Origin of the sequence: Salmonella sp. NW38 (genome assembly GCF_051807745.1) — a bacterium.
Classification (GTDB): Bacteria; Pseudomonadota; Gammaproteobacteria; order Enterobacterales; family Enterobacteriaceae; genus Salmonella; species Salmonella enterica.
In genome coordinates this window covers 35,825-48,819 of the sequence record NZ_JAMMTO010000002.1, presented here as the reverse complement: position 1 = coordinate 48,819, position 12,995 = coordinate 35,825, and the positions used below count along the sequence as shown (strand labels likewise).

General features: G+C 52.6%; 13 protein-coding genes. 8 read left to right on the top strand and 5 right to left on the bottom strand.

What is annotated here, in order from left to right:
* Window positions 1-197 precede the first annotated feature (197 nt).
* Entirely contained in the window at window positions 198-836 is a 639-nt protein-coding gene (gene msrA, locus NA624_RS04065) for a peptide-methionine (S)-S-oxide reductase MsrA (RefSeq protein ID WP_000051465.1), read from the top strand.
* A gap of 182 nt (window positions 837-1,018) precedes the next feature.
* A complete protein-coding gene (locus NA624_RS04060; RefSeq protein WP_000934970.1) occupies window positions 1,019-2,362 on the top strand; it encodes a hemolysin family protein in 1,344 nt (447 codons plus the stop codon).
* A gap of 83 nt (window positions 2,363-2,445) precedes the next feature.
* Here the strand turns inward: NA624_RS04060 and NA624_RS04055 are convergent, their stop codons facing one another.
* Complete coding sequence (locus NA624_RS04055) at window positions 2,446-2,652, bottom strand: DUF1107 domain-containing protein (RefSeq protein ID WP_000689229.1); 207 nt, start codon at window positions 2,650-2,652, stop codon at window positions 2,446-2,448.
* 326 nt (window positions 2,653-2,978) lie between these two features.
* On the opposite strand from NA624_RS04055, the gene NA624_RS04050 reads away from it, so the two are divergent.
* Window positions 2,979-3,536, top strand: a complete 558-nt coding sequence (locus NA624_RS04050) for a YtfJ family protein (RefSeq protein ID WP_000175305.1) — start codon at window positions 2,979-2,981, stop codon at window positions 3,534-3,536.
* Here the strand turns inward: NA624_RS04050 and cysQ are convergent.
* Window positions 3,526-4,266 (bottom strand): 3'(2'),5'-bisphosphate nucleotidase CysQ, encoded by a 741-nt coding sequence (cysQ, locus tag NA624_RS04045; RefSeq protein WP_000893398.1) that lies wholly within the window; start codon window positions 4,264-4,266, stop codon window positions 3,526-3,528. The two genes, NA624_RS04050 and cysQ, sit on opposite strands and share 11 nt — an antisense overlap.
* 267 nt (window positions 4,267-4,533) lie before the next feature.
* Here cysQ and NA624_RS04040 point away from each other — a divergent pair, with 267 nt between their 5' ends.
* Window positions 4,534-6,477, top strand: coding sequence for a bifunctional 2',3'-cyclic-nucleotide 2'-phosphodiesterase/3'-nucleotidase (locus NA624_RS04040; RefSeq protein ID WP_000589403.1), 1,944 nt, complete (start codon window positions 4,534-4,536; stop codon window positions 6,475-6,477).
* A gap of 57 nt (window positions 6,478-6,534) precedes the next feature.
* Here the strand turns inward: NA624_RS04040 and NA624_RS04035 are convergent, their stop codons facing one another.
* Complete coding sequence (locus NA624_RS04035) at window positions 6,535-6,921, bottom strand: winged helix-turn-helix transcriptional regulator (protein ID WP_001201295.1); 387 nt, start codon at window positions 6,919-6,921, stop codon at window positions 6,535-6,537.
* An 87-nt stretch (window positions 6,922-7,008) separates the two neighbouring features.
* Between NA624_RS04035 and NA624_RS04030 the strand changes: the two genes are divergently transcribed.
* From NA624_RS04030 to ytfE, 3 genes are all read left to right on the top strand, one after another.
* Window positions 7,009-7,857, top strand: a complete 849-nt coding sequence (locus NA624_RS04030; RefSeq protein WP_000560616.1) for an SDR family oxidoreductase — start codon at window positions 7,009-7,011, stop codon at window positions 7,855-7,857.
* Window positions 7,858-7,937: 80 nt separating this feature from the next.
* Window positions 7,938-8,903 (top strand): DMT family transporter, encoded by a 966-nt coding sequence (locus NA624_RS04025; RefSeq protein WP_000623290.1) that lies wholly within the window; start codon window positions 7,938-7,940, stop codon window positions 8,901-8,903.
* Window positions 8,904-9,005: 102 nt separating this feature from the next.
* Window positions 9,006-9,668 (top strand): iron-sulfur cluster repair protein YtfE, encoded by a 663-nt coding sequence (ytfE, locus tag NA624_RS04020; RefSeq protein WP_000331467.1) that lies wholly within the window; start codon window positions 9,006-9,008, stop codon window positions 9,666-9,668.
* 111 nt (window positions 9,669-9,779) lie between these two features.
* Here the strand turns inward: ytfE and cycA are convergent, their stop codons facing one another.
* Together cycA and fklB are read right to left on the bottom strand one after the other, a co-directional pair.
* Window positions 9,780-11,189, bottom strand: a complete 1,410-nt coding sequence (gene cycA, locus NA624_RS04015) for a D-serine/D-alanine/glycine transporter (protein ID WP_000228322.1) — start codon at window positions 11,187-11,189, stop codon at window positions 9,780-9,782.
* A gap of 295 nt (window positions 11,190-11,484) precedes the next feature.
* The gene (fklB, locus tag NA624_RS04010; RefSeq protein WP_000235161.1) at window positions 11,485-12,105 is read right to left on the bottom strand and encodes an FKBP-type peptidyl-prolyl cis-trans isomerase; all 621 of its coding nucleotides are present in this window, start codon (window positions 12,103-12,105) and stop codon (window positions 11,485-11,487) included.
* Window positions 12,106-12,324: 219 nt separating this feature from the next.
* Here fklB and NA624_RS04005 point away from each other — a divergent pair, with 219 nt between their 5' ends.
* Window positions 12,325-12,960 (top strand): OapA family protein, encoded by a 636-nt coding sequence (locus NA624_RS04005; RefSeq protein WP_001119446.1) that lies wholly within the window; start codon window positions 12,325-12,327, stop codon window positions 12,958-12,960.
* Window positions 12,961-12,995: the final 35 nt, after the last annotated feature.

The following is a 12,995-nucleotide window of genomic DNA, read 5'->3' as shown; positions in this document are numbered from 1 at the left end:
TCCCCTATTCCCACCCCTGGAAAAAATCACACTACCGCTCCGCGGCTTAACATAAAATCAACAATTGCGATTGAAAAGCAGACGACTGCCCAAATATTTCTTATGGTTAAATCCAGATACATTAATGTTGTTATTGTGTGCAAAGATGCGTCTCGTTACAACCTTAACGCCAATTAACGCTTTCGGGAGAATAGCTCATGAGTTTATTTGATAAAAAACATCTGGTTACTCAAGCAGATGCGTTACCAGGACGCAACACCCCGATGCCGATCGCCACTCTGCATGCGGTAAATGAACACTCTATGACCAATGTCCCTGCCGGGATGGAGATCGCCTACTTCGCTATGGGCTGTTTCTGGGGCGTAGAACGTTTATTCTGGCAATTGCCCGGCGTATATAGCACCGCGGCAGGGTATGCGGGCGGTTACACGCCTAATCCAACCTACCGGGAAGTCTGCTCCGGGCAGACCGGTCATGCCGAAGCGGTACGGATAGTGTACGATCCTGCCGTTATCCGTTATGAGCAGCTTTTACAGATTTTCTGGGAAAATCACGATCCAACGCAGGGGATGCAACAGGGTAACGATCACGGTACGCAATACCGTTCTGCGATTTATCCCTTAACGCCGGAACAGAGTGCCGCTGCTCACGCCAGTCGCGAGCGCTTTCAGTCGGCAATGGCCGCCGCCGGAAACCATCGCCCTATTACCACGGAAATCACCCATGCGACGCCGTTTTACTACGCCGAAGATGAACACCAACAGTATCTGCACAAAAATCCATACGGTTACTGTGGGATTGGCGGGATCGGCGTTTGCCTGCCGCCTGACGCGTGACGACGCTGGCGTAGGGGGAACTTGTCGGAGTTGAAAATGAACCCTCTGGCGACTTTACAGTAGCTTACGCTATACTAGCCCTGAACTTATCGGCTCACTGCTACGAGCCGGTTTTCATTAAACGTTACCACACGGATTTATAAACTTCCCTTCCGAGGATCTGGCGTTTCGCCGGATAAGATATGTTAAACAGTATATTCATTATATTCTGCCTGATCGCTGTAAGTGCGTTCTTCTCCATCTCCGAGATCTCGCTTGCCGCATCACGTAAGATTAAACTTAAGTTATTAGCTGATGAAGGCAGTATCAACGCACAACGCGTATTGAAAATGCAGGAAAATCCCGGCATGTTTTTCACCGTTGTGCAAATTGGCCTGAACGCCGTCGCTATTCTTGGCGGTATCGTCGGCGATGCGGCATTTTCGCCCGCCTTTTCCGCCCTTTTCTCGCACTATATGTCGCCAGAACTCTCCGAGCAGCTGAGCTTTATTCTCTCTTTCTCGCTGGTGACGGGGCTGTTTATCCTGTTCGCGGATTTAACCCCGAAACGCATCGGTATGATTGCGCCAGAAGCTGTGGCTTTGCGTATCATCAACCCGATGCGCTTCTGCCTGTTCGTTTTTCGCCCGCTGGTGTGGCTGTTTAACGGCATGGCAAACAACATCTTCCGCCTGTTCAAAATTCCAATGGTGCGGAAAGACGACATTACTTCTGATGATATTTACGCAGTGGTGGAAGCCGGCGCGCTGGCGGGCGTCTTGCGCAAGCAAGAGCACGAACTGATTGAAAATGTGTTTGAACTTGAATCCCGCACCGTACCGTCTTCCATGACGCCGCGCGAAAGTATCATCTGGTTTGATCTGCACGAAGACGAGCAAAGCCTGAAGAAAAAGGTCGCCGAACATCCGCACTCAAAATTTTTGGTGTGTAATGAAGATATCGACCACATCATCGGCTATGTAGACTCCAAAGATCTGCTGAACCGCGTGCTGGCGAACCAAAGTATGGCGCTGAATGGCGGCGTGCAAATTCGCAATACCTTGATTGTGCCGGATACGCTGACCCTTTCTGAGGCGCTGGAAAGTTTCAAAACGGCGGGCGAGGATTTCGCGGTCATTATGAATGAATACGCACTGGTCGTCGGTATCATTACGCTGAACGATGTGATGACCACGCTAATGGGTGACCTGGTCGGCCAGGGACTGGAAGAGCAAATTGTGGCACGCGATGAAAATTCCTGGCTGGTTGACGGCGGCACGCCGATTGACGACGTCATGCGCGTGCTGGATATCGATGAGTTTCCGCAATCCGGCAACTATGAAACCATTGGCGGCTTTATGATGTTTATGCTGCGCAAGATTCCAAAACGTACTGATTCGGTGAAGTTTTCCGGCTACAAATTTGAAGTGGTGGATATCGACAACTACCGTATCGATCAGTTGCTGGTGACGCGTCTCGACAATAAAAGCAACGTACCGGCACCGAAACTGCCCGATGCGCAAGGTAAAGAAGACAGCGCGGCCTGAAATCCGTTTGCCAGAAACATCAACGGCTCCTGATTCAGGAGCCGTTTTTTTTACTTTTTTAACCTACTGCATAGCACTTTTGGTTACGCCATCTCAGTTTGCAGACGCATAACCTGACGGTTAACTTCAGACATCACAGACAAGTGCTGCTTGTCTCTCACTTTTGGGATAAGAATCTTACCCTTATCGAACTCAAAAGCGCCAACATCCTTGATATATAACCGTCCACGGAACAGGATCTTCACGTACTTCGCCACCTGTAGCGGGTTGTAGCGTTGGAAAATTTTCATTGTTGTCTCCTGCAGAGTATTACGCCCTTGCGGTGCCACAATCGGCCCAACAGTTTTAAGGCGCAAATTTTAATGCCATATGACTATAGACCATATCTACGTCGTTTCCAGTGTGCATAAGTATATTTACCTTTTGATTACAGTTATTCAGAATTATCTAAACATCAGCTCATTTTTCTCAGTATATGCCTTCATTTTTCACAGGAAGTGTGCGCCCGCCCGCAAACTGGCATCCCCTTTGCGGGAAAAAGCATCAATCGCACATATGATTAACTATCGGCCCAAAGTGGTCGGATCACCTGCAAAAAAATAAAGAAGGAATGACCATGACCCTACGTAAAATTCTGGCGATGTCGTGTCTGCTACTCCCCATAATGGCTTGTGCGCATAACCTTGAAGTTAACCAACGGGTGCCGCCGGTAGGCATTGCCGATCGTGGCGAACTGACGTTGAATAAAGATGAGTTTAGTTATAAAAACTGGAATAGCGCGCAGCTGGCGGGAAAAGTGCGCGTCCTGCTGCACATTGCGGGTCGAACGTCAGCGAAGGAAAAAAACGCCACGCTGATTGAAGCGATTAAATCAGCCAAGCTCCCGCATGACAGATACCAGACGACCACAATTGTGAACACTGATGATGCGATCCCAGGCTCCGGTATGTTCGTGCGTAGCAGTATAGAAAGTAATAAAAAGCTCTATCCGTGGTCGCAATTTATTGTCGACAGCAATGGCGTGGCGCGTAACGCCTGGCAATTAAAAGAAGAGGGGTCCGCCGTCATTGTGCTTGACAAAGACGGTCGGGTTCAATGGGTGAAAGATGGCGCGTTAACCCAGCAAGAGGTACAGCAGGTGGTCGACCTGCTGCATAAGCTCCTCAGTAAATAGTCACCCGGAAGCCGGGGTTAAGGAACGATTCACGAGGGGTATAGTCCAGCGTTTTTCCCTGCCAGTCGTGAACGTGCGCCCCGGCTGCAACGGCAATGGCATGACCTGCGGCAGTGTCCCAGACGCTGGTCGGCCCAAATCTGGGGTAAAGCTGCGCCTGGCCTTCCGCCACAAGACAGAATTTCAGCGAGGAACCAATAGAAGTTGTCTGATGTTCGCCAAGCTGTTGGAGATATTCGGTGAGTTCATCATCCGTATGCGAACGGCTAATCACCACCAGCGGCGGGCGGGCATCCCGGACCTGAATCTGCTTACGCACTCCGCACTCCTCTTTCCAGGCCTTACCTTCCGCCGCGTAGTACATCACTTTCAGCACCGGCGCATAGACCACGCCCAACACCGGTTTGCCCTGCTCAATCAGCGCGATATTGACCGTGAATTCGCCATTGCGCTTGATGAACTCTTTGGTGCCGTCGAGCGGATCGACCAGCCAGTAGCGCTGCCAGTGCTGGCGCACTTCCCAGGCAGGCGGATCTTCTTCTGAAAGCACCGGAATATCCGGCGTGAGCGTGCGTAACCCTTCGAGAATCACGGTATGTGCGGCGATATCCGCCGCAGTGACTGGAGAATCGTCCTGCTTGCGGGCGTACTCCATCGGTTTGGCTCCATCATAAACCTGCATAATGGCATCGCCCGCGTTCCGTGCAAGCTGGCATACTTGTTCTAACATTCTCCACCTCTTTATGACGGGGGCGTTAACTCGTTGTTTTACTTATACCCGATCGTTAAGGGTTCCGCCAACTGTGATACCGTCTGCGGTTTTGATAATACCTTTCATGGCATGATTCACCCTTCTGTGAACACTCGCAAAAAATCGGCCGGATGGGGCGGTTTCGCCTTCTTCTGGCGACGGTCGGAACGATATCGGGTTTCACTGTTTATCATCGCTATTTTTCACTATCCGGCTTTTCTATTGCGTTCTTAAAAGGTGCCTCTGATGATTAAGTTTAGTGCAACGCTTCTGGCTACGCTGATCGCCGCCAGCGTGAATGCGGCCACCGTCGATCTCCGTATCATGGAAACTACTGATTTACATAGCAACATGATGGATTTCGATTATTACAAGGATACCGCAACCGAAAAATTCGGATTGGTACGTACCGCAAGTTTGATTCATGCCGCCCGAAATGAAGTCAAAAACAGCGTGCTGGTGGATAACGGCGACCTGATTCAGGGGAGCCCTCTGGGCGATTATATGACGGCAAAAGGGCTCAAAGACGGTGATGTTCACCCGGTCTATAAAGCGCTCAACACTCTGGATTACGCGGTTGGAAACCTCGGCAACCATGAGTTTAATTATGGTCTGGACTATCTGCATAACGCGCTGGCCGGCGCGAAATTCCCTTATGTTAACGCCAATATTATCGACGTTAAAACCCAAAAGCCGCTCTTTACGCCTTATCTGATTAAAGAGACGAGCGTTATTGATAAAGACGGCCACCCGCAAACTCTGAAAATCGGCTATATCGGCTTTGTTCCGCCGCAAATCATGATTTGGGATAAAGCGAATCTGAGCGGCAAAGTTACCGTCAATGACATTACGGAAACCGCCCGGAAATATGTGCCCGAAATGCGCGAGAAAGGCGCAGATATCGTGGTAGTCATTGCTCACTCAGGCCTTTCTGCCGATCCGTACCACAGCATGGCGGAAAACTCGGTTTATTACCTCAGCGAAGTTCCCGGCGTTGACGCGATTATGTTTGGTCACGCCCACGCCGTCTTCCCCGGTAAAGATTTTGCCGACATCAAAGGCGCGGATATCGCCAAAGGTACGCTTAACGGCATTCCTGCGGTAATGCCTGGCATGTGGGGCGACCATCTGGGAGTGGTCGATCTGGTGCTCAACAACGACAACGGCAAATGGCAGGTTACGCAGGCGAAAGCGGAAGCGCGGCCTATTTACGACGCCGCCGCTAAAAAGTCGCTGGCGGCGGAAGACAGTAAGCTGGTCGGTATTCTGAAAGCCGATCACGATGCCACCCGCGAGTTTGTCAGCAAGCCCATCGGTAAATCCGCCGATAATATGTACAGTTATCTTGCTCTGGTGCAGGACGATCCTACCGTACAGGTGGTGAATAACGCGCAAAAAGCGTATGTGGAACACTTTATTCAGGGCGATCCGGATCTGGCGAAACTGCCGGTGCTGTCCGCCGCCGCGCCGTTTAAAGTTGGCGGGCGTAAGAACGATCCTGCCAGCTTTGTCGAGGTGGAAAAAGGCCAGTTGACCTTCCGTAACGCCGCCGATCTTTATCTCTATCCGAATACGCTGGTGGTGGTGAAAGCCAGCGGCAAGGAGGTAAAAGAGTGGCTGGAATGTTCTGCCGGACAATTTAATCAGATTGATATTCATAGCAACAAACCGCAATCGTTGATCAATTGGGATGGCTTTCGCACCTATAATTTCGATGTCATTGACGGCGTGAATTATCAAATCGATGTGTCACAGCCCGCCCGCTATGATGGCGAATGTCAGATGGTGAATCCGCAGGCGGAACGTATTAAAAACCTGACCTTTAACGGTAAGCCTGTCGACCCGAACGCTACGTTCCTGGTCGCCACGAATAACTATCGCGCTTACGGCGGCAAGTTTGCCGGCACGGGCGACAGCCATATCGCCTTTGCGTCTCCGGATGAAAATCGCGCCGTGCTGGCGGCATGGATTGGCGCAGAGTCAAAACGCGCGGGCGAAATCCATCCGGCGGCGGATAATAACTGGCGTCTGGCGCCAATCCACAGCAATACGGCGCTGGATATCCGCTTTGAAACATCGCCAGGCGATAAAGCCGCTGCCTTCATTAAAGCGAAAGGACAGTATCCGATGAAGAAGGTTGCCGTCGATGATATTGGTTTTGCCATTTATCAGGTGGATTTGAGCAAGTAACGTGTGTCCCGTATGGCGCTGCGTTTATTCGGCCTGACTGGCAGGCCGAATAAAGCGCTAGCCGCCATCTGATAAACGGTCCCGCTGCGCCAATACCTGCGGCAAATTCAGTTCTATCCAGTCCGCCAGCGCGGCGACTTTATCACTCACCTGCTCGCCAAGCGGCGTCAGGCTGTACTCCACATGCGGCGGAACAACTGGATATGACACCCGGTTGAGAAATCCGTCCTGTTCAAGCGCCTGTAACGACTGCGCCAGCATCTTTTCACTCACGCCTCCCATCTTGCGACGCAGGTCGCTAAAACGGTGTGTACCGTCGCGTAACGCGACCAGAATCAGTACGCCCCAGCGACTGGTGACATGTTTTAACACCTCACGGGACGGGCACTGTTCAGCAAAGAGATTGCCTTCACGCAACTGCCGGGAAAGAGTATGAGCGCGCATTGATACTTACCTTTTTGTACGTACTTACTAAAAGTAAGTTTAGGTGGTAGCGTAATAAAACACAAGACCAACACTGAGGAGTTCACCATGATTGCTATCACTGGCGCAACAGGCCAACTGGGCCAACACGTTATTGAAAACCTGCTAAAAACGACGCCCGCCAGTCACCTCGTCGCGATCGTCCGTAACCCGAAAAAAGCCGCCCCGCTCAGTCAGCGCGGGATTGCCGTTCGCCAGGCGGATTACGCTAACGAAGCCGCGCTGACCACCGCCTTACAGGGCGTTGATAAACTGCTGCTCATTTCATCCAGCGAAGTGGGACAACGCACCGCGCAGCACCGCAACGTCATTCAGGCCGCCATTGCCGCGAAGGTGAAATTCATCGCCTATACCAGCCTGCTACATGCGGATAAATCGCCGCTGGCGCTCGCCGATGAACATATTGAAACGGAAAAAATGCTGGCTGAGTCAGGTATTCCTCACACGCTATTACGTAACGGCTGGTATACGGAAAACTACCTGGCGAGCGTCCCTGCCGCGCTGAAGCATGGCGTCTTTATTGGCGCAGCGGGAGAAGGGAAAATCGCCTCCGCAATGCGCGCTGACTATGCCGCCGCCGCCGCGCGCGTCATCCGTGAAGAGGGTCACGCCGGGAATGTCTACGAACTGGCGGGTGATGACGCCTGGACATTAAGCCAGTTGGCGGATGAACTTACTCATCAGAGCGGAAAAAAAATCGTCTACCAGAACCTGAGTGAAGTCGATTTTGCCGCCGCGCTGAAAGGCGCAGGCCTGCCTGACGGACTGGCGGATATGTTAGCCAATTCTGACGCTGGCGCGGCGAAAGGCGGCCTGTTTGATGACAGCCATACGCTGCGTAAACTCATCGGTCGCCCGACGACGACGCTCACAGAAAGCCTTCGCTCCGTACTGTAAGTGTTAAAATTTAGTTAATTTATGTAGCATCCTCATAGACCTTCTCTGATAATGACAGAACGGTTTATGAGGAGAATCTGATGATTAGCGGCGTGCTATACGCCCTGCTGGCAGGGCTAATGTGGGGATTGATTTTCGTCGGCCCGTTAATCGTGCCGGATTACCCGGCCCTCTTACAGTCAATGGGACGCTATCTGGCGCTGGGGCTGATTGCCCTGCCGATTGCCTGGTTAGGCCGCACGCGGTTACGCCAGTTGACGCGCAAAGATTGGTCCACCGCCCTGTCGCTGACCCTGATGGGCAATGTAATCTATTACGCCTGCCTCGCCAGCGCTATTCAGCGAACCGGCGCGCCGGTGTCGACGATGATCATCGGGACATTGCCGGTCGTCATTCCGCTTTTCGCTAACGTTCTCTATAGCCAACGAGACGGCAGATTATCCTGGCGGCGTTTAGCGCCCGCGCTGGCGCTTATCGGTTTTGGCCTGCTGTGCGTCAATATTGCTGAACTTAGTCAGGGATTATCCGATGTTAGCGGCTGGCGCTATGGTTCAGGCATTGTGCTGGCGCTGATTTCCGTAGCGTGCTGGGCATGGTATGCGCTGCGCAACGCCCGCTGGCTGCGGGAAAATCCCGACAAACATCCCATGATGTGGGCAACGGCGCAGGCGCTGGTTACACTGCCGGTCTCGTTAATCGGCTACGCGGCGGTCTGTCTGTGGCTGAGTATCCAGAAACCGCTATTTACCCTGCCCTTTGGCCCGCATCCCGCGCTGTTTATCGGTCTGATGATCGCCATCGCGGTGCTGTGTTCCTGGGTGGGCGCGCTGTGCTGGAATATCGCCAGCCAAAAATTGCCAACCGTTATTTTAGGGCCGCTGATTGTTTTTGAGACGTTGGCGGGACTGCTCTATACCTTCATTCTGCGCCAGGAAATCCCGCCATTCCTGACGTTAAGCGGCATTGCGCTCCTGGTGGCGGGCGTGGTCATTGCCGTGAGAGCGAAACCGGAAAAAGCGACCGTCGTTCCGGTCACGGAACGCTAATCTCATCCTGGCTTAAATTATACGCACCCCGAAAGAGTTATAGCCTCGCCTTAAAGATGCATTTAAAATACAACTTATATTATTGCAAATGAGGTAACGGCAATGGCTTATCGCGATCAACCTTTAGGCGAACTGGCGCTCTCTATTCCCCGCGCATCGGCGCTGTTTCGCCAGTACGATATGGATTACTGCTGCGGCGGAAAACAGACGCTGGCGCGCGCCGCCGCGCGTCACGACGTCGATATTGACATCATTGAAGCGCAACTCGCGCAGTTGGCTGAACAGCCCATCGAAAAAGACTGGCGCGCCGTTCCGCTGGCGGACATTATTGACCATATCGTGGTGCGCTATCATGATCGACACCGCGAACAACTGCCGGAGCTTATCCTGCAGGCAACCAAAGTGGAACGCGTTCACGCGGATAAGCCAAACGTCCCACGCGGCCTGACAAAATATCTCACCGCGCTGCATGAAGAGCTTTCCAGCCATATGATGAAAGAAGAACAGATCCTGTTCCCCATGATCAAACAGGGTATGGGTCGCCAGGCAACGGGCCCGATAAGCGTAATGGAAATCGAGCATGACGAGGCGGGAGAGCTGGTAGACGTCATCAAACACGTCACCCAAAATGTAACGCCGCCGCCAGAAGCCTGCACCACCTGGAAAGCGATGTATAACGGCATTAATGAGATGATTGATGATCTGATGGAGCACATCAGCCTGGAGAATAACGTGCTGTTCCCACGCGCGCTGGCCGGGGAATAATCGCCAGCCAGGCATTTTGCCGGGTGGCGGCTGTAAACCGCGCCTTATCCGGCCTACAAATCAACGCTACGCTGTAAGCCCGGTAAGCGCCAGCGCTACCGGGCAAAACAATTAACGCATTCCCGCCATCCGTTTCTTACCTATCAACAGCCAGCCCAGACCCAACGCGATAAACCACAGCGGCGTCACGATCAGCGCCTGGCGCGTATCGTCTTCCAGCGTCAGTAATACCAGCACGAACGCAAAGAACGCCATACAGACCCAGCACATCAGCTTACCGAGCGGCATCTTATAGATGGATTTTTCATGCAAGTGGGGACGCTTTTTGCGGTACACCAGGTATGAACACAGAATGATGGTCCAGACAAACATAAACAGGATAGCCGAAACCGTAGTGATCATGGTGAATGCGCCAATCACGCTCGGGTTGACCATCAGCATAACCACGCCGCCCAGCAGGCAGATACAGGAGAAGGTCAGGCCTTTCGCCGGTACCGCGCGTTTCGATAGCTTAGCGAACGCTTTTGGCGCCACGCCTTCTTGCGCCAGGCCAAACAGCATACGGCTGGTCGAGAAGACGCCGCTGTTGGCGGAAGACGCCGCCGAGGTCAGCACAACAAAGTTGATCACGCTAGCGGCGGCAGGCAGACCCACCAGTACAAACAGCTCAACAAACGGGCTCTTATCCGGCACCACGGAACTCCACGGCGTCACCGACATAATGACAATCAGCGCAAAGACGTAGAACATGATGATACGGATCGGTATTGAGTTAATCGCGCGCGGCAGCGATTTTTCCGGATCTTTAGTTTCTGCGGCGGTAGTACCGACCAGCTCAATGCCCACGAAGGCGAACACCGCAATCTGGAAACCGGCAAAGAACCCGCTAATACCTTTCGGGAACCAGCCGCCGTCATTCCACAGATGCGCAAAAGACGCTTCAACGCCTGTCGGCGATTTAAAGTGCATCGCAATCATGACCAGCCCGACCACAATCAACGCCACGATGGCGACGATTTTGACCATAGCAAACCAAAATTCCATTTCACCAAACATTTTAACGGTGGCGAGGTTGAGGCTTAGCAGCAGGATCACTACCGCCAGCGAGGCGACCCAATCGGAAAGGCCGGGAAACCAGAACTGCGCGTAGGCGGTAATCGCCACCACGTCAGCCATACCGGTCACTACCCAGCAAAACCAGTACGTCCAGCCGGTGAAATATCCCGCCCAGGGGCCAAGCAGGTCGGAAGCAAAATCGCTAAACGATTTATATTCCAGATTCGAGAGCAGCAATTCCCCCATGGCGCGCATCACGAAAAAAAGCATAAAACCGATGATCATATACACAAAAATGATCGACGGTCCGGCGAGACTGATCGTTTTACCCGATCCCATAAACAGACCGGTACCAATAGCGCCGCCAATAGCGATAAGCTGTATATGACGGTTTGTAAGATTGCGCCGTAGCGACTGTTCAGCCGGAGCCTGTTCGTCGGCTGCGACTTTTACCTGATCTACCATGTTTTTCTTCCTGTACCTGTCTGTGTTGTGCGGGCTCTACGGCCTTTGGTCTATGATACGACGATCCTGTTATCAGGACTCATCGATATTAGGTAAGAATCGGCGGGATGAATACTAAGATTCAAATACAATGTTAATTTTATGTTTAAAATGAGTGTTATATCACTTTGATAATGCGAATTAGCTCACAAAAATACACGTAACGACGCCATTTGCAAAATAAAATATTGGCATCTGCTGAAGTCAGGGTTGCCGGATAAGGCGTTTACGCCGTCATCCGGCAAACCCGGAGCGCTTAGAGAATTTCCAGCAGTTCCACCTCAAACACCAGGGTGCTGAATGGCGGAATAGATGCCCCGGCCCCACGCTCGCCATAGGCCAGCTCCTGTGGGATAGTCAGTTCCCATTTGGAACCTACTGGCATCAGAGTCAGCGCTTCAATCCAGCCGGCGATCACGCCATTTACCGGGAATTCAGCCGGTTCGCCGCGCGCGACGGAGCTGTCAAATACGGTGCCATCAATAAGCTTACCGGTGTAATGCACGCGTACGCGGTCGGTACGCGCCGGAATCGCGCCTTCGCCCTGCGTCAGAACGCGGAACTGTAAACCAGATTCAGTACTGTTCACACCGTCTTTTTCGCGGTTTTCTTCCAGGTATTTCACGCCTTCGGCCGCCATCGCTTTGAAACGCTCACGACGCACCGCGTCCGCACGCTCATGAATTTCACGCAGCGCACGATGCACCACATCAACAGGAACCGCCGGGTGTTTACCTTCCAGCGCATCAGCAATGCCTGCAACCAGCGCTTCAGGCAACAGCCCTTCAAGACCGGATTCGCTGAGCTGCTGCCCTACCTGCAAACCAATGCCGTAGCTCGCTTGCGCTTCAATAGTGTCAAAAGTCGGGGTGGCCATTATTTTTCCTTCATCGGATATCAAAAAAGTAGCGGGCAGCATAACAGCCACGCTTCTTCTGGTAAAACTTTGTCTCAGGGAGGATGACAAATCGCAGGGAAAAAGAAACAATAGATTATCCGTATTGATGTCACGAAAGCGGATAGCACTACCAGTATCATAACGTTAGCCATCTATACTCTATGATTAAGGAACGAGATGCGGAGCAGGAGGTAAACCATGCCCGGGCGCTTTGAATTAAAACCAACCCTGGCGAAAATCTGGCACGCGCCGGATAATTTTCGCATCATGGAGCCGCTGCCGCCTATGCATCGTCGTGGCATTATCATTGCCGCTATCGTGCTGGTGATCGGTTTCCTGCTGCCCGCCAGCGAGACCAGCGACTCGCCTGTCGTCACGCGGGAAGCGCAATTGGATCTGCAATCGCAATCACAGCCGCCGACGGAGGCCCAGCTTCAGGCGCAACTGGTCGCGCCGCAAAACGATCCGGATCAGGTGGCGCCCGTTGCGCCGGAACCTATCCAGGAAGGCCAGCCGGAAGAACAAAACCAGCCGCAAACGCAGCCTTTCCAGCAGGATAGCGGCATCGGTCAACAGTGGCGCTCGTACCGGGTAGAGCCTGGTAAAACTCTGGCGCAACTGTTCCGTGACCACGGACTGCCCCCAACAGACGTTTATGCAATGGCGCAGGTAGAAGGCGCTGGCAAGCCGCTGAGTAATCTCAAAAATGGTCAAATGATTAAAATTCGCCAGAATGCCAGCGGGGTGGTGACAGGTTTAACGATAGATGGCGATAACGGCCAACAGGTGCTGTTTACGCGTCAGCCTGACGGCAGTTTTATTCGCGCACAGTAACGCCGGCTACGCCTTACCCCGCCTATACCCTATTC